This window comes from Streptomyces sp. NA04227 (assembly GCF_013364195.1).
Taxonomy (GTDB): domain Bacteria; phylum Actinomycetota; class Actinomycetes; order Streptomycetales; family Streptomycetaceae; genus Streptomyces.
This window is the reverse complement of the sequence record NZ_CP054918.1, coordinates 3,172,610-3,192,604: the sequence shown is the minus strand read 5'-3', so window position 1 is coordinate 3,192,604 and position 19,995 is coordinate 3,172,610. Positions and strand designations below refer to the sequence as shown.

15 protein-coding genes and 1 pseudogene are annotated in these 19,995 nt (G+C 72.5%); 12 read left to right on the top strand and 4 right to left on the bottom strand.

The annotated features are described in order from the left end of the window. The first annotated feature begins 675 nt into the window (after positions 1 to 675). On the top strand, positions 676 to 1,842 hold the full coding sequence (locus tag HUT18_RS13565) for a hypothetical protein (protein ID WP_254878581.1): 1,167 nt from the start codon (positions 676 to 678) through the stop codon (positions 1,840 to 1,842). A 323-nt stretch (positions 1,843 to 2,165) separates the two neighbouring features. On the opposite strand, the gene HUT18_RS13560 is transcribed toward HUT18_RS13565, so the two are convergent. Both HUT18_RS13560 and HUT18_RS13555 read right to left on the bottom strand, forming a co-directional pair. Beyond that, positions 2,166 to 3,452 (bottom strand): PH domain-containing protein, encoded by a 1,287-nt coding sequence (locus HUT18_RS13560; protein ID WP_254879002.1) that lies wholly within the window; start codon positions 3,450 to 3,452, stop codon positions 2,166 to 2,168. 278 nt (positions 3,453 to 3,730) lie between these two features. Next, positions 3,731 to 4,219: pseudogene (locus tag HUT18_RS13555) on the bottom strand (PH domain-containing protein); the annotation flags it as partial. 343 nt (positions 4,220 to 4,562) lie between these two features. Here HUT18_RS13555 and HUT18_RS13550 point away from each other — a divergent pair. Next, the gene (locus HUT18_RS13550) at positions 4,563 to 5,714 is read left to right on the top strand and encodes an NADH-quinone oxidoreductase subunit D (protein WP_176100779.1); all 1,152 of its coding nucleotides are present in this window, start codon (positions 4,563 to 4,565) and stop codon (positions 5,712 to 5,714) included. Positions 5,715 to 5,851: 137 nt separating this feature from the next. Here HUT18_RS13550 and HUT18_RS13545 read toward each other — a convergent pair whose 3' ends face one another. Then, complete coding sequence (locus tag HUT18_RS13545; RefSeq protein ID WP_176104499.1) at positions 5,852 to 6,826, bottom strand: SAM-dependent methyltransferase; 975 nt, start codon at positions 6,824 to 6,826, stop codon at positions 5,852 to 5,854. A gap of 420 nt (positions 6,827 to 7,246) precedes the next feature. Between HUT18_RS13545 and HUT18_RS13540 the strand changes: the two genes are divergently transcribed. The 3 genes from HUT18_RS13540 (at position 7,247) to HUT18_RS13530 (ending at position 10,019) form a co-directional block, all read left to right on the top strand. Continuing rightward, entirely contained in the window at positions 7,247 to 8,458 is a 1,212-nt protein-coding gene (locus HUT18_RS13540; RefSeq protein ID WP_176100777.1) for a sensor histidine kinase, read from the top strand. 137 nt (positions 8,459 to 8,595) lie between these two features. Further along, a complete protein-coding gene (locus HUT18_RS13535; protein WP_176104498.1) occupies positions 8,596 to 9,264 on the top strand; it encodes a response regulator transcription factor in 669 nt (222 codons plus the stop codon). A 122-nt stretch (positions 9,265 to 9,386) separates the two neighbouring features. After that, entirely contained in the window at positions 9,387 to 10,019 is a 633-nt protein-coding gene (locus tag HUT18_RS13530) for an ATP-binding protein (RefSeq protein WP_176100775.1), read from the top strand. 916 nt (positions 10,020 to 10,935) lie between these two features. Here HUT18_RS13530 and HUT18_RS13525 read toward each other — a convergent pair. Further along, positions 10,936 to 12,180, bottom strand: a complete 1,245-nt coding sequence (locus HUT18_RS13525) for a low specificity L-threonine aldolase (protein WP_368661522.1) — start codon at positions 12,178 to 12,180, stop codon at positions 10,936 to 10,938. Positions 12,181 to 12,577: 397 nt separating this feature from the next. Here HUT18_RS13525 and HUT18_RS13520 point away from each other — a divergent pair, with 397 nt between their 5' ends. From HUT18_RS13520 to HUT18_RS13490, 7 genes are all read left to right on the top strand, one after another. Then, positions 12,578 to 13,621 carry a Rossmann-like and DUF2520 domain-containing protein gene (locus HUT18_RS13520; protein ID WP_176100774.1) on the top strand — a complete coding sequence of 348 codons (1,044 nt, stop codon included), beginning with the start codon at positions 12,578 to 12,580 and terminating at the stop codon, positions 13,619 to 13,621. Beyond that, positions 13,618 to 14,724, top strand: a complete 1,107-nt coding sequence (gene panC / locus HUT18_RS13515) for a pantoate--beta-alanine ligase (RefSeq protein ID WP_176100772.1) — start codon at positions 13,618 to 13,620, stop codon at positions 14,722 to 14,724. Before HUT18_RS13520 ends, panC begins: the two co-directional genes overlap by 4 nt. A gap of 109 nt (positions 14,725 to 14,833) precedes the next feature. After that, positions 14,834 to 16,672 (top strand): L-aspartate oxidase, encoded by a 1,839-nt coding sequence (locus HUT18_RS13510; RefSeq protein WP_176100770.1) that lies wholly within the window; start codon positions 14,834 to 14,836, stop codon positions 16,670 to 16,672. A gap of 4 nt (positions 16,673 to 16,676) precedes the next feature. Continuing rightward, entirely contained in the window at positions 16,677 to 17,735 is a 1,059-nt protein-coding gene (gene nadC, locus HUT18_RS13505) for a carboxylating nicotinate-nucleotide diphosphorylase (protein ID WP_176100768.1), read from the top strand. A 109-nt stretch (positions 17,736 to 17,844) separates the two neighbouring features. Next, positions 17,845 to 18,642, top strand: a complete 798-nt coding sequence (locus tag HUT18_RS13500; RefSeq protein WP_176100767.1) for a type III pantothenate kinase — start codon at positions 17,845 to 17,847, stop codon at positions 18,640 to 18,642. A 245-nt stretch (positions 18,643 to 18,887) separates the two neighbouring features. Continuing rightward, a complete protein-coding gene (locus HUT18_RS13495; protein ID WP_254878580.1) occupies positions 18,888 to 19,577 on the top strand; it encodes a hypothetical protein in 690 nt (229 codons plus the stop codon). A 94-nt stretch (positions 19,578 to 19,671) separates the two neighbouring features. After that, positions 19,672 to 19,851 carry a hypothetical protein gene (locus HUT18_RS13490; RefSeq protein ID WP_176100765.1) on the top strand — a complete coding sequence of 60 codons (180 nt, stop codon included), beginning with the start codon at positions 19,672 to 19,674 and terminating at the stop codon, positions 19,849 to 19,851. Positions 19,852 to 19,995: the final 144 nt, after the last annotated feature.

The window sequence follows — 19,995 nt, the reverse complement described above, 5'->3', positions numbered from 1 at the left end:
GGGCGGGCAGCGACTGTGGGTGCCGGTGCCGGTGCCGGTTGCCTGTGCCTGTGCGGGTTCTGCGGGCGTGAACTCGGCGGTTTTGGTGGGGTGTTGATACGGCGCTTCCCGGGTCGCTTGTCCGTCCGCCGATCCGCCCCTCGTCCCTCCGCTCCTCGTCCCTCGGCCCCTCGCCCGGCTGTCTTTCCGCCCCGCCCCGTCTCGCTGCTCGCCGCCTCAATGATTCGTCGCCAGCCGGAGAAGGTCCGGTGAGGGTTCCGTGTGGGGTTTTCGGGTGGGATTTTCCGGGGGCGCGGACGCGGGGGCGGACGCCGGGCGGGGCTACCCGACGGTAGGTCGACCGGAGGTTCGGCTCGGGTGCCAACTCGCGCCGCCACTGGTCCCGTACGCGAAATCCCGTACCGCAGTCCGTTCCGATCGCCCTGAACTCCGGTTATCGCATGGGGAGTTCGAGAAAATGTCGCGCCGGGCGGCGGCCCGCGGGCCGCGGCGGGAAGGCACGCCCGGTGCGATACGGGAAACCGGCCGGTCGGCCGTGAACTCCGTGGCGGGTGTGGCGGGAGGGAAAAACGGCGTCGTGAGGTACCGGCTTTTTACCGGGCGGGCCTCCACGATTCGCCTACGCGCGGTAAGTTTCTGGCCATGCCACGTGGACGTCACCGTCATTCAGCCCCCTTGCACAGGCTGCTGCCACCCTCGACGATCGCCGGTGTCTCCGTAATCTGCGCCGGTGGTGCCTGGCTCTTCGCGGAACCGATGCTGCTGCGTGGCCTCGTCGCCGCGGCCGCGGTGCCCACCGTGGTGGGTGCCGTGCTGATGCGCCGCTGGGACCGTGTCGCGGGCAAGCGCGTCGCCGAGCTGGAGCGTTCGCTCAAGAGCGAGGAGTGGCGCAACGAGGAACGGATCGCGGAACTCGAGTCCGACCTCGAGGAATCGCGTGAGGTGCGGACCCGTATCGAGCAGAAGCTGCGCGCCAAGCGGGCCGAACTCGCCGCGCTGCGCGGCGAACACGCGGCCCTGCTGCGGCGGTACGCCAACGCCGAGACCGAGCGGGCGAGCGCGCTGGAGGGCAGCCGTCGGCTCGCCCTGGAGGCCGCCCGCCCCGCGAAGGCCCTCGCCGCGGCTCCCGTGGTCACCCCGCCCGCGGGCTCGACCCTGTTCCGCGAGGCCAACGCGGCCCTGGACCTCCTCGCTGGAGGCGGTCGTCCCGCGCTGACGAGTTCGGCGGCGAATGGATCGGCCGCGAGCGGGCGGGCTGCGAATGGACCCGCGGCGAACGGACCGGCCGGTGGCAATCGGCCTGCGCGTACGGGGAGTTCGGGGCCGAAGGCGCTGGAGGCTGGTACGGGTACGGGTACGGGCTCGTCCGGTGGCGGTGGCTTCTCGGCGTTCGGAGCCGAGCGTTCGCTGCGTACGACCCGGCCCAAGGTGCCCGGCCAGGGCGGCGTCCCGGAGGAGGGCGAGGCGGCGGGGAACGCCGGGGCGGCCGGCGAGCAACCGCGCACGGCCGCCGCAGCTCCCCGTCATTTCACGGTGCCCGCGGCCGCGGCGATCGCGCCGCCCGCCCCGGCCCCGCGCAAGGAACTCACGGGCGGTTTCGACTTCTTCGGGACCAAGACGCCCGGCGCGACGCCTTCGCCCGCGGTACTCGAAGCCGCGCAGAACAGCGACCTCGCCGATGTCGTCGGCGACGAGGCACTGGCCGTGCACAAGGCCGAGTCCGAGTCCCGCTACCGCCCCGCCGACTCCGCCCGCCGCGCCGTCGGCCAGGTCATCGACCTCACCGCCCACGACGACACCGAGCCCATCGACGTCAAGGCACTGCGCACCGCGGCTTCTTGAGGGAGGGGCCCAGGGCCAGGGCCAGGCCCAGGTGTACTGACCCGGCTCGTCACCCTCTCCGCCCGAACCGCCTCCGCCCGAAACACGTCCGCCCGATCCGTCGCTGGTTGACGGGTCGGGCGGTCGGTCGTTCATGGGGTGCTTGCGGCCGCTCATGGGAGTGCTCGGCTTCGTCAGCCAGGGGTTGGGCTGTTCGTCATCCTTGGCCACACGTCGGGCTGTTCGTCAGCCTTCGATCTTCGGTGCGGCGGTTCCTCAGGCACCGGTCGCCCGGACCGTCACGCACCGTCGCCCGGTCCGTCATCCACCGGTCGTCCGGTCCGTCATCCACCGGTCGTCCGGTCCGTCATCCACCGGTCGGGGCGGGCGTCGCGGCGGCCCGTGCGGGAGCGGTCCGCCTGTTCCCGTAGGAGGCGGGAGGCCTCGGCGGCGGGGCGCAGCCGGGCCGTGACGGTCTTGTTGGCGCCGGTGTCCACCGAGACGTCCGCGAGGCCGAGCCTGCGCTGCCACGGTCCCTGGGTACGGCGCACGCTCTGCACCTTGGCGTGCGGGACCAGGTGGACCCGCCGCTCGAAGAGACCCCGGCGGGTGGCGAACACCCCGTCGGTGACCGTCAGTCCCTGCCCGCGCCACCACAGCGGCAGCGCCCAGCCGGCCCGCGCGGGCGGGCGGGCGAAGTCGGCGGGTACCGAGACGCCCGGCAGGACCCGGGCCACCACCGCCTCGGCGAGCGGACGCGGCGCGACCGGTACCAGTACGGAGTTGGCGGAGCCCGCCACGTTCAGCTCCACCCGCACCCAGCCGCGCCGCCGCCACAGCACGGGCTCGGCCAGGACCACCGTCTGCACCCGGCCCGGCGGCACCGTCTCGTGGGAACGGTCGAGCAGCCCCCGGTCGATCCGCAGGCCGTCCGGGCTGTCGGCGAGCGTCCAGTCGTACTCGGCCGCGAAACGGCCGACGCTGCGCGCGCCCGCGCCGCCGAGCAGCGGCACGGCGCTGACCACCACCGTCCACAGGTTGTGGGTGGTCAGCCACAGCACGCCGGGCACGACCAGGGCGCCGAGCAACGCGAGCCAGGTACCGCCGGTGAGCAGCAGCGCCACGGCCAGCGAACGCGGCGGCACCCGCAGCAGATGCTCGGCCGGGGCCTCGGCCACCTCGTGTGCGGTGTGCGGCGCGAGACCGGCGGCCCGCGCGAGCAGTTCCCCGCGCAGCGCACGGGCCTCCCGCTCGGACAGAAAGGCCAGCTCGTCCTTCTTCGCCGCGCCCACCACGTCGAGCCGCAGCTTGGCCACCCCGAACACCCGCGCAAGCAGCGGCTGTGTGACGTCGACGGCCTGCAACCGGTCGAGCCGGATGTGCGCGGTGCGCCGGAACAGCAGTCCGGTACGGATCCGCAGCTCGCTCGGCGTCACCGCGTAGTGCGTGTACCACCAGCTCAGGAAGCCGTAGAGGGCGGCCGCCGGGAGCAGCACCCCGAAGGCGGCGAGCAGCGTGAGCGGGGTGAGCTGCCCAAGACGCTCGAAGGCGTGGTCGGGATCGTGCACCGCCCACCCGACGATCACCGCGAACGGCGCCCAGGCGCGGCGGAGCGGGGTTGTCGGGTGCAGGCGGCGGTCCGTTGTGCGGTCGGATGCGTGGTGCGAACCGTCTGCCGTGCGGTCCGAGCCATCTGCCGTGCGGTCCGCGACGCCATCCGCATCCGCCGTGCGGTCCGCGACGCCATCCGCATCCGCCGTGCGGTCCGCCGCCGGTTCGTTCGTGGCTTCGTGCGCGGTTTCGCCCACGCTTTTGTCCGCGGTTTCGCTCAGGGTCTTGTTCGTGGCTTCGCTCAGGGTCTTGTTCGTGGCTTCGCCCACGGTCTTGTCCGTGGCTTCGGCGGGCTCGTTCACAGTCCGGCCGATCGGGCTTCGCCGAGGGCGGTGAGCCGGTCGCGCAGGCGTTCCGCCTCGGCCGGTTCGAGCCCCGGGATGCGGGCGTCGGTCGCGGCCGCCGCGGTGTGCAGCTGCACCCCGGCCAGGCCGAAGCGGCGTTCGACGGGGCCCGAGGTCACCTCGACGAGCTGCATCCGGCCGTACGGCACCACCGTCTCCTCCCGGAACAGCACTCCCCGGCTGATCAGAAGATCGTCCGCCCGTTCCGCGTACCGCCAGGACAGCCAGTTGCGGTACAGCATCCGCCGCCCCCACAGCAGCGCCGCCAGCGGGACCAGCGCGAAGAGCGACCACGGGGACCAGTACGAACCGGCCGACCCCGGTGGCCAGAGGCCGCCCGTGAGGATGCCGGGGAGCACGGCGGCGACGAGCGTCACGGGGACCAGCCAGAGCGCGAGCATCAGGCGGCGCATACGGAGGAGGCCTCGGGGGAGGCTTGTCCAGCTGGTGGGTTCGTTGGGTTCGTCGGGTTCGTTCGCGTCGGTCGGTTCGGTCGGTTCGGTTGGCTCGGTTGGTTCGGTCGGTTCGTGCGGGGATCCGTCCGGCTTGCCGCTCGGGCCGCTCGGGCCGCCCGTCCCACCTGCCTCACCCGTCACATCCGGCCCGTCCGCCTCACCCGTCACATGTGGCGGCTCACCCGCCTCGCCCGTCACATGCGGCTCGTCCGCCCGGCCCGCCTCGCCCGGCGTCCGGCTCCCGTTCGCGACGGCGTCCGCCGCGTCCCCCCGCGGGCCCCGCGCACTCCCCGTTTCCATGACGCCAGGGTACGTAGGGGAGACTGTGCACATGAGCCCCACGACTGAGACCACGATCGGCGTCGGCGGTGCGGCCGAGAGCACGGACATGGTGCTCAACATCGGGCCCCAGCACCCGTCCACGCACGGTGTGCTGCGCCTGCGTCTGGTACTGGACGGCGAGACCGTCGAGCGGGCCGAGCCGGTCGTCGGCTACATGCACCGCGGCGCCGAGAAACTCTTCGAGGCGCGCGACTACCGCCAGATCGTCATGCTGGCCAACCGGCACGACTGGCTCTCCGCCTTCTCCAACGAACTCGGCGTCGTGCTCGCCGTCGAGCGCATGCTCGGCATGGAGGTCCCCGAACGCGCGGTCTGGCTGCGCACCCTGCTCGCAGAGCTGAACCGGGTGCTCAACCACCTCATGTTCCTGGGCTCGTACCCGCTCGAACTCGGCGGCATCACGCCGATCTTCTACGCGTTCCACGAGCGCGAGGAACTCCAGGCCGTGATGGAGGAGGTCTCCGGCGGCCGCATGCACTACATGTTCAACCGTGTCGGCGGCCTCAAGGAGGACCTCCCCGCGGGCTGGCTCGGCCGCGCCCGCCAGGCCGTCGCCGATCTGCGCTCCCGCATGGACGTGTACGACAACCTGGTCCTCGGCAACGAGATCTTCCGCGGCCGTACCCGCGGCGTCGGCGTACTCGCCGCATCGGCCGTCCACGCCTACGGCGTCAGCGGCCCCATCGCCCGCGCCTCCGGCGTCGACTTCGACCTGCGCCGCGACGAGCCGTACCTCGCCTACGGCGAACTCCAGGACACCCTGCGCGTGGTCACCCGCCAGGAGGGCGACTGCCTCGCCCGCTTCGAGTGCCTCCTCGACCAGACGCACAACGCCCTGGAGCTCGCCGCCGCCTGCCTGGACCGCCTCGACGACCTGCCCCCCGGCCCGGTCAACCAGCGCCTGCCCAAGGTCCTCAAGGCACCCGAGGGCCACACCTACGCCTGGACCGAGAACCCCCTCGGCATCAACGGCTACTACCTGGTCTCCAAGGGCGAGAAGACCCCGTACCGCCTGAAACTGCGCTCCGCCTCGTACAACAACATCCAGGCCCTGACCGAACTGCTCCCCGGCACCCTTGTCGCGGACATGGTCGCGATCCTCGGCTCGTTGTTCTTCGTTGTGGGGGACATCGACAAGTAGCGGGGGAGGGGCGGGTCGCGGGCGGTCCGTGGGGCTTCGTAGGGCCACGGGTACTACGGGAGTTCCGGTCCGGTCCGTTCGGCTCCGGTCCGTTCGGGTCCGCTCCAGTTCGGTCCGCTCCAGTGCGGTGCGGTTGGTTACGGCCGGTCCGGTGCGGCGAACAGTGCCTCGCTGTCGATGCCCGCGCCGACCGGCTGGACGAGCCAGCCGAAGTCGCCGAGGCCCGCCGGGGCGAGGAGTTCGGCGGCGGCGGAGGCCTCGGCGAGGGCGCGTACGTATCCGGCCGGGTCCGTGGTGGCCAGCGTGAGCGCGGGGCGCGTGCCGTCGATGCCCAGGGCGCGCAGTGCGGTGCGCTGGGTGAGCAGACGGGCGCCGGGCAGGGCGCAGGCGTCGAGCGCCACATGGGCGGTCAGGTCGCAGGAGCCGTCCGGCACCGGAGTGCACTCGCGGCCGGAGCGGAAACCCGTGAGCGTGCCGAAGGGCGGCCGGTCGCCCAGGCCGTGCGCGTAGTCCGCGGCCACCGCGAGCCCGGCGTCCAGGCTCGTCACCGCCCCGGCCCAGGCGAGGTCGCGCGGCAGCCCGATCTCCGCCCGCAGCCCCGGCTCCTCGGGCGGCAGCGGCCACCACCGCTCCAGCCACCGCGCCTCGTCGCCCGCCACCGGCCGCCCCGGCGACTCCGTACCGTCGGCCGCCACCAGCACCCGCCGCACCACTCCCGCCGGATCGGTCTCGGCGATGTCCAGCGGGACGTTGTCCAGCCACTCGTTGGCGAACAGCAGCCCCCGCACCCCGCGCGGCGGCTCCGTCGACCACGAGACGCGGGCATCGAGGCCCTCGGGGCGTTCGGCGAGCTCGACGGCGTACGGGACCGTCCGCGCGGCGACCTCCTCGGGCAGGGCGGCGAGGACGGCGGTGACCAGTTCGCCCCTGCCCGCCGCCATGTCGACGAACGCCAGCTCCTCCGGGCGCCCGAGCGCGGCGTCCACCCGGCACAGCAGCCGCGCCACGGCCCGCGCGAACAGCGGCGAAGCGTGCACCGACGTACGGAAGTGCCCCGCCGGACCCTCCGGACGGCGATAGAAACCGCCGGGCCCATACAGAGCCTCCTGCATCGCGGCACGCCAGCCCACTGCTTCGGAGCTTGTTGCTCCCGGGGTCACCGTCTCGGGGTTCAGCGCGTCGGGGTTCAGTGCTTCGGGGTTCACCGGCTCGGGGTTCACCGTCTCCGGGTTCGGGGTGATGTCCGGCACGGTGGGGGCGTCCCCGTAGGGCTGGTCCCGGCCCCGTTGATCGTGGTTCGCGGGCCCGTCGACCCCCGGCAGACCCCCGTACGCCCCGCCGTCACCATGTCCCGCGTTCGCCTTGCTCACCAGGTCAGGCTAGAAGGCCAGGTCCGCGGGCCGAAGCGGAGCCCCGCTCATCATCTGCACGCGGCGTCTACGGGGCCTCCACCTTGCGGAGTACGGAGGGTCGTTCCGGATCGAACCTCGGGTTGACCCGAGGGCCCCTTTCCCGTGCCTACGCTGGGTTACGTGCAGCGCCTCTATGACTTCCTCCGCAGACACCCGACGTGGGTCGACAGCTTCTGGGCCGTCGTCCTCTTCGGGATCTGCCTGGTGGGACTGGTGGCCGGCACCTCCGAACCCGGCGATCCCTACACCCCGCCGGCCGCCGCGTACCCCATCGCCGCCGTGCTCTGCCTCGTCATCGCGCTCCGCCGCCGCGAGCCGGAGAAGATGCTCGTCCTCGCGGCCGTCATGGGCGTGGCCCAGCTGATCTTCAACGCCGATGTCATGGTCGCCGACTTCGCCATGCTGGTGATCATCTACACCGTCGCCGCCGACGGAAAGCAGTGGGCCTCCCGGCTGGCCCTCTTCGGCGGCCTGTGCGCCGCGCCGCTGGCCCAGCTGCGCTGGCCCGAGGAGGGGGCCACCAGCGGTCTCGGCAGAATCCTGTTCACCATCTTCCTTGTCGTGCCCTTCGCCCTCGCCTGGGTCCTCGGCGACTCCGTCCGTACCCGCCGCGCCTACCTCGCCCAGCTCGAGGAACGCGCCGCACGCCTGGAACGCGAACGCGAGGCCCAGGCCAAGGTCGCCGTCGCCGCCGAACGGGCCCGCATCGCCCGCGAACTGCACGACGTCGTCGCCCACAACGTCTCCGTCATGGTCGTCCAGGCCGACGGCGCCAACTACGTCCTCGACACCGCCCCCGACCAGGCCAAGAAGGCGCTGGAGACCATCTCCGGCACCGGCCGCCAGGCCCTCGCCGAAATGCGCCGCCTGCTCGGCGTGCTGCGCACCGGCGAACAGGAGGAGAGCGGCGAGTACGTCCCACAGCCCGACGTGGAACAACTCGACGAACTCATAGAGCAGGTACGCAGTGCCGGACTCCCCGTCGACTTCAAGGTCGAGGGCACCCCGCGCCCCCTGCCCAGCGGCGTCGAACTCACCGCCTACCGCATCGTGCAGGAGGCACTCACCAACACCCGCAAGCACGGCGGCCCCAACACCGGCGCCAGCGTCCGGCTCGTCTACTTCGACGACGGACTCGGCCTGCTCGTCGAGGACGACGGCCGCGGCGCCGCCCGCGAACTCCCTGTCGACGGCGGTATCGACGGCCAGGGACAGGGCCTCATCGGCATGCGCGAACGCGTGGGTATGGTCGGCGGAACACTCGACGCCGGGCCTCGGCCCGGGGGTGGCTTCCGTATCAGCGCGCTGTTGCCGCTCAAGCCTGCGCACTGAGTCGGGGCTGCTGGTCTCGTCCCGTTTGCCCTTGGCCCTTGCTTCCTCTGGGGGCCGCCCCCGCCCCCACCCCGCCCCACCCGCCTCTCCCTTCCAACCGTTGAAAGGCCGTTAAGCCGATGTCGATGCCGATGGCGATGCCGATCCGCGTGATGCTCGTCGACGATCAGGTACTGCTGCGCACCGGTTTCCGGATGGTGCTCGCCGCCCAGCCGGACATGGAAGTCGTCGCGGAGGCGGGCGACGGCATCGAGGCGCTGGAGGTGCTCCGGGCCACCGCGGTCGACGTGGTCCTGATGGACGTACGCATGCCCAAGCTCGACGGCGTCGAGGCCACCCGCCGCATCTGCGCCGCCGACCACCCCCCGAAGGTCCTCATCCTCACCACCTTCGACCTCGACGAGTACGCCTTCTCCGGCCTCAAGGCGGGCGCCTCGGGCTTCATGCTCAAGGACGTCCCCCCGGGCGAACTGCTCGCCGCCATCCGTGCCGTGCACAGCGGCGACGCCGTCGTCGCGCCGTCCACCACCCGCCGCCTCCTCGACCGCTTCGCCCCCATGCTGCCGACCGCCAACCAGCAGCAGCACCCGGAGCTCAACCGCCTCACCGAACGCGAACGCGAGGTCATGGTCCTCATCGCCCAAGGCCTGTCCAACGGCGAGATCGCCGCCCGCCTCGTCCTCTCCGAAGCCACCGTCAAGACCCACGTAGGCCGCATCCTCACCAAACTCGGCCTACGCGACCGCGTCCAGGTCGTCGTCCTCGCGTACGAGACGGGGTTGGTGCGGGCGGGCGGGGCGGGCTGAGTTCTCCGGGTTCTCCGGGTTCTCCGGGTTCCCCGGGTTCCCCGGGGGCATTCAGTTCCGTTGCCAGGGATGCCCTGCGCGTGGTGATGCCCCGTTTACATGGGCTTGTCTAGTGTCGCCGCATGATCGTATGGATCAACGGCCCCTTCGGCGGCGGCAAGACACAGACCGCGTACGAATTACGACGCAGGCTGCCAGGCAGTGTCGTATGCGATCCGGAGCACTTGGGCTTCGGCCTGCACCGCATGCTGCCACCCGCGTTGCGCGGTGACTTCCAGGATCTGCCCGTGTGGCGGCAGGGCGTCTCCGACATGCTCGACCTCGCGGCTCGGAACCACCCCGGCACCGTGCTCGTACCGATGACGGTCACGGAACCGGTCTACTTCGCCGAAACGGTTGGACGGCTTCGCGAACTCGGCCACGACGTACGGCACTTCAGCCTTCTCGCCACCCGTGAAACCGTGCTCCGTCGACTACGTGAGCGCGGTCTCGGGCATCTGCTCGGTGTTCTCGCGGGAAAGAACGCGCCGCTGCGCCGGGAGAGTTTCGCGGTCCGCCGTCTCGACACATGCCTCGAACGGCTCCGGACACCCGAGTTCACCACCCACCTGTGGACGGACTCGCTCACCGTTCCCGAGGTCGCGGACCGGATCGCCACCACCTGCCGACTGCCTCTTTCGCCCAGCACCGACGGGGCGTTCCGAGGGAGGCTGCGGCGGGTGGGTGTGGGGCTGCGGCACATCAGGTTCGACTGAGCTGGTGGTGGAGTTGGTGGTGGAGTTGGTGGTGGGGAGGGGAGGCTGACGGCGGACTGTGAGGCGGCTGTGTGCTCTTGGCTTTACGACGCTCAGGGGGCCCGCCCCTCCCCCTCCCCCTCCCCCCTCCTCCCTCCCCTCCTCCTCCCCTCGCCTCCCCCCTGGCCCGGCCCGCCCCCTCGTCGTCCTCGCCTACGAGGCGAGGATGGTGCGGGCGTGCGGGGCGGGCTGAGTTCCGGCTTCGGCCCACTGGGTCATTCCAATTCCATTGCCCGGAAAGCCGGTTACTGGAAAGCCGCCGCCTACCCGGAAAGCCGCCACCTGCCCGGAACGCCGCCGCCTGCCCGGAAAGCCCCTGCCTGCCCGGACAGCCCGTAGACCGGGAATCCTGCCGTAGGCGATGCGCGACGTTGGCAGGAAGAGCCGCATCCCCGGGCGCCGTGCCCTGCAGATAGCCCCTGCGCCCGCCTACCGAACGCGACTGCGGACCACGGCAACCGCGAGGAAACCGGCAATCGCGAGAACAGCCAGCACCCCGGCCACCTCGATCAGCATGTCGACCGCACCTTGCGGATCGCCGTTCCCGTGATCCGCTGTCGGAACGGAACTCCCTTCTCCTGGAGCAAAGTTGTCGGGTGTCGCTTCCGCGATCTGCGCCTCCAGCTAGGTCAGTGCGGCCCATACGGTGCAGCCCAAGCTCGCCACAAGCAACAGCCCGGGCACGACGTACCAGTGGCTGTCGGGCCTCCGGTCAATCAGCGAGGCGTCGAGGGGCGGAGCCATGGGCGGTGTACGGAGTCGTTCCCATTGCGCTGCGTCGTCGGTCACCCGGCCGAGGCTAGGTTCGGTGCGCCGAGGGTGTCCTGAGTGCGGGTACTCACCTCACTGCACGAGCAAGAGACTCGCGGGACATGGCTTACCCCTCCCCATCCACCTCCCGCACCCTCCGCACGAACTCGCCCACCGCCTCCGCGACTTCGGCCTCCGTCCACTCCAGCCCCGCTCGCGCGACGGTGACTTCCGTGCACGCCACCCCGGGCGGCGCCGTCGGTGTCGTCCCCCAGTGGCGGAAGAGAGCCGTGCCCGTCTGCTCGGCCATGGTCACCGAGACCTCGTTGAGGAGTTCGGGGGAGTACGGGAGCCACAACTGGAACTGGTGGGTGTGCGGTATCCGCGGGTGGACCCGGTGCCAGCCGAGCTCCGAGTTCCCGAACGCCGTGTCCATAGCGGCGGCGACCACCCGTGCGTGCTCCACGTAGGAGGGGAGCCGGGGCAGTTCCGTGTCGAGGCCGGAGAGTGCCGACGCGGCGGCGGGGAACTGCTGGAAGAGCTGGCCGCCGTACCGGTGGCGCCAGGTGACCGCCTCGTCGATCAGTGTGCGCGGGCCCGCGAGTGCGGCGCCGCTGAGGCCTTCCAGGGATTTGTAGAAGGAGACGTAGACGGTGTCGGCCAGGGCGGCGATCTCGTCCAGCGGGCGGCCGAAGTGGGTGGTGCACTCCCACAGTCGTGCTCCGTCGAGGTGGACCACCGCGTCACGCTCGCGCGCCGCTTCGACCGTGGCCGTCAGCTCCTCCCAGGTCGGAAGCACGAACCCGGCCTCCCGGAGGGGGAGTTCGAGCATCAGCGTGCCGAACGGCTCCTGCAGCGACTCGATCTCCGCCGCACTCGGCAGCCGGGGTGCCGAGGTCGGATGGATGGTGCGCAGTCCGCTGAGCGCGCTGAGTGCGTCCCGTTCGTGTATCTCGGGGTGGGCCAGTGGGTGCAGCGCCACCGTGTTGCTGCCGGTGCGCGAGGCCCAGCAGCGCAGCGCGACCTGTTGAGCCATGGTGCCGGTCGGAAAGAAGGCCGCGGCTTCCGTACCGAGCAGGGTGGCCACCCGCTTCTCCAGGCGGTGGATGATCCCGTCGCCGTATATGTCGACCTGGCTGTCCAGGCCGTAGGCGTCGTGGGTGTCCGGGGTGTCCCGCGCGCCAGTGTCTTCCGTACCGTTGCAGTTAGCCAGGGCGGCCAACTCCTCCAGCCGCTCCCGGACCGTGCGCTGCGCAGCAGGCCGCCACAGCGCGCGCTCGGCACCCCGAGCCGCGCGGAACCGCCTCTCCCGCGCGGCATCCGAGTCGCTGATCTCGGCGGGGTCCTCACCGCCCGCCGCCCCACCGCTCACGGTCCCCGCCTGAGTCCCCTTCCTCGCCTGATTCCCTTCCCTCTCCTCATTCCCCTCCCGCTGCTCGTCGCTCTCATTCCTCTCATTCCTCTCATCCATCTCGTCCCTCCCCTTCTCCCGCGCCATCTCCGCCTCCGCCTCCTTCTGTCCGTTACCTGCCTGTCCGTTGTCTGCGTGTCCGGTCGTCTTCGCGTCGATGGTCATGTCGTCTGTCATGCGGAGATCTTGGCGGAAGGTGAGCAGTCTTCGCTGGGGCTGTGGATAACTCCGCGCGACCACGTGGTTGTGGACATCCCCACAGCCTGTGGACAACCGGACTCGGGTGCGGAGGATCGCGTTAACATGACGAGAAATCGTCCGGTACCCCGAGCGGACTGGAACGGGAAGGCCTCAGCGAGTGAACGCACCTCATCGCACGGGTCCTGGCGACCCGCAGGACAAGCCCGCCAGGCTCACGGTCGGCGTGGTCGGCGCGGGCCGGGTGGGGCCTGCCCTGGCCGCCTCCCTGCAGCTCGCCGGGCACCGGCCCGTCGCGGTGTCCGGGGTCTCCGACGCCTCCCGTCGCAGGGCCGCCGAGATGCTGCCCGACGTGCCGGTACTGACCCCCGCCGAAGTCCTCGCGCGCGCCGAACTCGTCCTGCTCACCGTGCCCGACGACGCGCTGCCGGGACTGGTCGGCGGTCTCGCCGAGACCGGTGCGGTACGGCCGGGGCAGCTGATCGTGCACACCTCGGGCCGGTACGGCACCCGGGTCCTCGATCCCGCGTTGCGCGCCGGTGCGCTGCCGCTCGCGCTGCATCCGGCGATGACGTTCACCGGGACGCCGGTTGACGTGCAGCGGCTCGCGGGCTGCTCGTTCGGGGTGACGGCGCCGGAGGAACTGCGGCTGGCCGCGGAAGCACTTGTGATCGAGATGGGCGGCGAGCCCGAGTGGATCGCCGAAGAAGCCCGTCCGCTGTACCACGCGGCGCTCGCGCTCGGCGCGAACCACCTGGTCACCCTGGTCGCCGAGTCGATGGACCTGCTGCGTACCGCGGGTGTGGGCGCCCCCGACCGGATGCTCGGCCCCCTACTCGGCGCCGCGCTCGACAACGCGCTGCGCTCCGGCGACGCCGCCCTGACCGGTCCCGTGGCACGCGGCGACGCGGGCACGGTCGCCGCCCACATCGCCCAACTGCGCGCGCACTCGCCCCAGTCCGTGCCCAGCTATCTCGCCATGGCCCGTGCCACCGCCGATCGGGCCCTGGCCCACGGCCTGCTCAAGCCCGAACTCGCCGAGGACCTCCTCGTCGTACTGGCCGAACAGCCGCAGCCCGGCAGCGGGACCAAGCCCACCCCCACGTCCGGCCCCGACGGCCCTGACAACCCCGATCACCCCGGCAGCCCCGATCACCCCAGCAGCCCCGACAGCGACGACCCCGGCCCGGGAGGCACCCCATGACCGCGCACCCCGCGCACCCCCCGCGGCCCCACCACCCCGGCACCCCGTCGGCCCGGCCCTCGCAGCCCGGATCCGCGCATGTGGCCGCGGTGCCGACCGCCGCCCCGGTCACCCCCCGCTCCCCGAAGGTCCTGCACACCGCCGAAGACCTGCGCGAGCGCGGCGACCGGCGGGCCGTCGTGATGACCATGGGCGCGCTGCACGAGGGGCACGCCACCCTGATCCGTACGGCGCGCGAACTGGCCGGTGCGGACGGCGAGGTGGTGGTCACCGTCTTCGTGAATCCGCTGCAGTTCGGGGCGGGCGAGGACCTCGACCGTTACCCGCGCACCCTGGACGCGGACGTCGAACTGGCCGGGGAAGCGGGCGCCGACGTCGTCTTCGCGCCCTCCGCGGACGTGGTCTACCCGGGCGGCGAGCCCGAGGTGCGGATCTCCGCCGGGCCGATGGGGGAGCGCCTGGAGGGCGGTTCGCGGCCCGGGCACTTCGACGGGATGCTCACCGTCGTCGCCAAACTGCTGCATCTGACCCGCCCGCACCTGGCCCTGTACGGGCAGAAGGACGCCCAGCAGCTCGCGCTGATCCGGCGCATGGTGCGCGACCTCAACTTCGACGTCGACATCGTGGGTGTGGAGACCGTGCGCGAGGAGGACGGCCTCGCGCTGTCCAGCCGTAACCGCTATCTCTCCGTGGCCGAGCGGCGTACCGCGCTCGTGTTGTCCCGTGCGCTGTTCGCGGGCCGCGACCGGCATGCCGCGCAGGAGGCGCTGCGTGCGCGCGCCGCCTCCGCGCCCGCCTCACGCGAACGCGCCGAGGCGCTCACGGCGCTCGGGGAGGCGCGCGCCGCGGCCGACGCGCACGCGCTCGCGGGCGCGGCGCCCGGCGGCCCGGAGGCGGTACGCGCCGCCGCGCACGCCGTCCTCGACGAGGCCGCCCGGCGCACCCCGCCGCTCACCCTCGACTACCTCGCCCTGGTCGACCCCTCCGACTTCACGGAGATCGGCGAGGGCTTCCGGGGCGAGGCGGTACTGGCCGTCGCGGCCCGCGTCGGCACCACCCGGCTGATCGACAACCTGCCGCTGACCTTCGGAGCGGCCTCATGACCGCCGCCGAAGCCCGCAGCCCCCACGACGTGGGCACCGCGCCCCGCGCCCCCCACGCGCTGCCCCGCACCACCCCCGCACCACCCCGCACAACCGTCGGAGAACGCCCATGACCGCCGCCCAGAGCACCGGCTCGCACACCACCGGCATACGCCTGCACGCCCCGGTCCCCGGCTGGGCCCGCACCGCCGACGTGGTCGTGGTCGGCTCCGGGGTCGCCGGCCTGACGGCGGCGCTGCGCTGCGCCGCGGCCGGGCTGCGTACCGTCGTCGTCACCAAGGCGCGCCTCGACGACGGCTCCACCCGCTGGGCGCAGGGCGGCATCGCGGCGGCGCTCGGCGAGGGCGACACCCCCGAGCAGCACCTGGACGACACCCTGGTCGCGGGCGTCGGACTGTGCGACGAGGAAGCGGTGCGGCTGCTGGTCACCGAGGGGCCGGACGCGGTGCGGCGGCTGATCGACAGCGGCGCCCACTTCGACACCGCGCCGGGCGGCGAGACCATCGCGCTGACCCGCGAGGGCGGCCACCACCGCAGCCGTATCGTGCACGCGGGCGGGGACGCGACCGGCGCGGAGGTCTCCCGCGCGCTGGTCACCGCCGTCCGCGAGGCGGGCATAACGACGGTCGAGAACGCACTCGTCCTGGATCTGCTCACGGACGAGGAGGGCCGCACCGCGGGCGTGACCCTGCACGTCATGGGCGAGGGCCAGCACGACGGCGTGGGCGCCGTGCACGCCCCCGCGGTGGTGCTCGCCACCGGCGGCATGGGCCAGATCTTCTCCGCGACCACCAACCCGGCCGTCTCCACCGGCGACGGCGTCGCCCTCGCACTGCGCGCCGGGGCGGAGATCTCCGACCTGGAGTTCGTACAGTTCCACCCCACTGTGCTGTTCCTCGGCGCGGGCGCGGAGGGCCAGCAGCCGCTGGTGTCCGAGGCGGTACGCGGCGAGGGCGCCCACCTCGTCGACGCGGACGGCGTGCGCTTCATGCGGGGCCGCCACGAACTCGCCGAACTCGCACCGCGGGACATCGTCGCCAAGGGCATCACGCGCCGCATGCAGGAGCAGGGCGCCGCACACATGTTCCTCGACGCCCGGCACTTCGGCGAACAGATGTGGCGCGAGCGCTTCCCGACCATCCTGGCCGCCTGCCGCGCCAACGGCATCGACCCGGTGACCGAGCCGGTCCCGGTCGCGCCCGCCGCCCACTACGCCTCCGGCGGCGTCCGCACCGACCGCGACGGGCGCACCACCGTGCCCGGCCTGTACGCCTGCGGAGAGGTCGCGTGCACCGGCGTGCACGGCGCGAACCGGCTCGCCTCCAACTCCCTGCTCGAAGGCCTCGTCTACGCCGAACGCATCGCCGCCGACCTCGTCGCCCGCCCGCTCACGCCCCGTACGCCGGTATTGAGCACGCTGCCCGGCAGGCCGCTCCTGGAGGCCGAGGAGCGCTTCGCCATCCAGCGGATCATGACCCAGGGCGCCGGAGTGCTGCGCAGCGCGGCCTCCCTGACCGAGGCCGCCGCCGCCCTGCGCGAACTCGACGAGGCCTCGCGCGCCGCACTCGCCGAGCGCGGCAAGACCGCCGAACCCGGGGTCGACACCTGGGAGACCACCAACCTGCTCGCCGTCGCCCGGGTCCTGGTCGCCGCCGCCCTGCGCCGCGAGGAGACCCGCGGCTGCCACTGGCGCGAGGACCACCCCGAACGCGACGACGCCGCCTGGCGCCGCCACATCGTCGTACGTCTCGACCGCCCTGAACGTGCGGAAGGGCCGGGCATCCGACCCGCGCAGGATGAACCAGTCGAAGCCGGGCAACTCGCCGTCGCCGCCGACGGCAAGACCCCGAACGAGGCACTGCGCGTGTCACCCGCAACCCTTAACGTGCACACCACGAGCACCGCCGACTTCCCGCCGACCATCGAAGCGCACACCCAGGAGCAGTGACCCCGTGAGTACCCACGACCTTTCCTCCCTCCCGCTCACCGGGGAATCCGAGGGCTGCGGCGACGGCTGCGCGTGCGGGACCGACGCAGAATTCGCCGAGTACGGCGAGGGCATGGAGAGCGGCCTGGACCCGGCGCTCGCCGAACTGCTCGCCGACGCCGGACTCGACCCCCTCGAGGTCGAGGACATCGCGAACCTCGCCATCGACGAGGACCTCGCGGGCGGCGTCGACGTCACCACCGTCGCGACCATCCCCGAAGACGCCACCGCCACCGGCGACTTCACCGCCCGCGAGGCCGGAACCGTCGCGGGCCTGCGCGTCGCCGAGGCCGTGCTGTCCATCGTGTGCACCGACGAGTTCGAGGTCGAACGCCACGTGGACGACGGCGACCGCGTCCAGGCCGGTCAGAAGCTGCTGAGCGTCACCTCCCGTACCCGCGACCTGCTCACCGCCGAGCGCAGCGCCCTCAACCTGCTGTGCCGCCTGTCCGGCATCGCGACCGCCACCCGCGCCTGGGCGGACGCCCTCGACGGCACCAAGGCCAAGGTCCGCGACACCCGCAAGACCACCGCGGGCCTGCGCTCCCTGGAGAAGTTCGCCGTACGGTGCGGCGGCGGCGTCAACCACCGCATGTCGCTGTCCGACGCGGCCCTGGTCAAGGACAACCACGTGGTGGCCGCGGGCGGCGTCGCGCAGGCCTTCGCGGCGGTCCGCGAGACCTTCCCCGACGTGCCCATCGAGGTCGAGGTCGACACCCTGCACCAGCTCCGCGAGGTGCTCGACGCGGGCGCCGACCTGATCCTGCTGGACAACTTCACCCCGCTGGAGACCGAGGAGGCCGTCGCCCTCGTCGCGGGCCGCGCCCTTCTGGAGTCCTCCGGCCGCCTCACCCTGGACAACGCCCGCGCCTACGCGGAGACCGGCGTCGACTACCTCGCCGTCGGCGCCCTCACCCACTCCTCGCCCATCCTCGACATCGGCCTCGACCTCCGCCCCGCCGACACCGGCCAGGACGCGCGGGGCACCGAAGGCGCCGGGGACACCGCAGAGGGGGCGCGCTGATGCTCGCCGTCCGCCGGGGTGCGCGCCTGTCCGCCGCCCGGCCCGCCCCCGTCGGCGGCAATGCGGCAGCCGTACGCCTCGGGCAGCGCACCGGGCAGGCGGTGCCCCCGTGCTGCTGACCATCGACGTGGGCAACACCCACACCGTCCTCGGTCTCTTCGACGGTCCCGACATCGTCGAGCACTGGCGCATCTCCACCGACCCGCGCCGCACCGCCGACGAACTCGCCGTCCTCCTGCAGGGCCTGATGCGGATGCACCCGCTGCTCGGCAACCGGCTCGGCGACGGCATCGACGGCATCTGTATCTGCGCGACCGTCCCCTCCGTACTGCACGAACTGCGCGAGGTGACCCGGCGCTACTACGGCGACGTCCCCGCCGTCCTCGTCGAACCGGGCGTCAAGACCGGCGTCCCGGTCCTGATGGACAACCCCAAGGAGGTCGGCGCGGACCGGATCGTCAACGCCGTCGCCGCCGTCGAGCTCTACGGCGGCCCCGCGATCGTCGTCGACTTCGGCACCGCCACCACCTTCGACGCGGTCTCCCCGCGCGGCGAGTACGCGGGCGGTGTGATCGCCCCCGGTATCGAGATCTCCGTGGAGGCCCTGGGCGTACGCGGTGCCCAGCTCCGCAAGATCGAACTCGCCCGGCCGCGCAGCGTCATCGGCAAGAACACCGTCGAGGCCATGCAGGCGGGCATCGTCTTCGGCTTCGCCGGCCAGGTCGACGGCATCGTGCGTCGCATGGCCCGCGAACTCGCCCCCGACCCGGCCGCCGTCAAGGTCATCGCGACCGGCGGCCTGGCCCCCATGGTCCTCGGCGAGGCCGAGGTCATCGACGAACACGAGCCCTGGCTCACTCTGATCGGCCTGCGCCTCGTCTACGAGAGGAACACCGGGCGGAACTAGCGGGCGGGAGAGAGCCGTAGGGGGCCGTGGTCCGGGCCAGGCAGGGGTCGGGCATGCGGTTGCCGGGGGCTGTGATGCGCGTTGACCACCGCGCGTACCACGCACCGCGCCGACCACCGGGCGTACGAGGCACCGCGCCGACCACCGCGCGTACGGCGCACCGCGCCGACCATGGCGCGTACGACGCACAGAATCCGACCGCGAACCTGCGCCGGAATTGTCTGATTAGCGCGTATCGTCGCCCCATGCCCACGCCATACGGATCCTGCGGCGGCATGGCCTTCGGTGCGCACGAGCTGCGGGTGCTCCGCCGCGCCCTCGCCCTTGCCCTCGACCCCAGTCCCGCCAGTGCCCAGGACGTCCAGGACTGCCTGCGCCTCGCCGAATCCGTCGACGAGGCCGTTCGCGAATCGGCCCGGCTCGGTGATTTCCTGCTGGCCGACCTCGCGCGCTACAGATCCGCGCTCCCGGGCAGCCTCACCGGCTACCTCGCCCTGCTCGAAGACCTGCTGCCGAGCGGCTACCGGCCACAGTCCGACGACCTCGCAGCCCTCGGCGCGCTGCGCGGCAACCCGCGGGCCGCGAGGCTCCTCGCCCGCTGTACGGTGCCCGCGCCCGTCGGCCCGTCCAGCACCACGGGCCGCACCGTCGGGGAAGGCCGCCGTACGGGCGCACGTATCCCTGCTCCCGCCACCCGCGCCCGGCTGCTCGCGCTCCCCGGCGGCCGCGCCGTCTGCGGTGCACCGGCCCGCTGCGCCGAGGAGAAACCCCGGCCGGAGCCCGCACGGGAACCCAAACAGCCCTCCGAGCGCCCCGCCCCGGCCCCGGGCCGACCGGTGCCCACCCCGGCAGAGGTCTTCCCGCCGCGACGGCGCCCCGCCCGCCCCGCCCCGGAGGAACCGGCCAAGCCGCCACAGGAGCGAGCCGCCGGCTAGGCCCGACGGCAGGTCCAGGGCGGACGGGGGCCGGAGCGCACGCGCTCCGGCCCCCGTCCGATTCGCCCCAAGGGGCCCTGGCTACTCTGGTCCCATGGACTACGTCTCCGCACTCGTGCCGCCCGTGGTGATGGCCGTCTTCTTCATCACCCTGATCGTCACGATCGTGAAGTCGCAGGGCGGCCCGAACAAGGCCAAGGAGGACGCGGCCGTCGACGCCGCCCTCGCCCGCGCCGAGAACACCCGCCAATCGTCCGGCGGCGACTCGGCCTGAGCGGCCCCGCCACCCGCCCTCGGTACGCGGTATTCGGTACGCGAAGGGACCCGGTCCGGCTCGAACAGCCGGGCCGGGTTTCCGCATGCGGTCAGCGGTCGTCGGCTTCACCGGCTGCCGTCGCGACGGAATCCGTACCGACTC

Bases quoted from the DNA above. Each gene is read 5' to 3' on its own strand.
- panC (WP_176100772.1), top strand. From the start codon at position 13,618: ATGACCGCGCACCCCGCGCACCCCCCGCGGCCCCACCACCCCGGCACC.
- HUT18_RS13510 (WP_176100770.1), top strand. From the start codon at position 14,834: ATGACCGCCGCCCAGAGCACCGGCTCGCACACCACCGGCATACGCCTG.
- HUT18_RS13490 (WP_176100765.1), top strand. From the start codon at position 19,672: ATGGACTACGTCTCCGCACTCGTGCCGCCCGTGGTGATGGCCGTCTTC.
- HUT18_RS13530 (WP_176100775.1), top strand. From the start codon at position 9,387: ATGATCGTATGGATCAACGGCCCCTTCGGCGGCGGCAAGACACAGACC.
- HUT18_RS13535 (WP_176104498.1), top strand. From the start codon at position 8,596: ATGCCGATCCGCGTGATGCTCGTCGACGATCAGGTACTGCTGCGCACC.
- HUT18_RS13495 (WP_254878580.1), top strand. From the start codon at position 18,888: ATGCCCACGCCATACGGATCCTGCGGCGGCATGGCCTTCGGTGCGCAC.
- HUT18_RS13550 (WP_176100779.1), top strand. From the start codon at position 4,563: ATGAGCCCCACGACTGAGACCACGATCGGCGTCGGCGGTGCGGCCGAG.
- HUT18_RS13545 (WP_176104499.1), bottom strand. From the start codon at position 6,826: ATGCAGGAGGCTCTGTATGGGCCCGGCGGTTTCTATCGCCGTCCGGAG.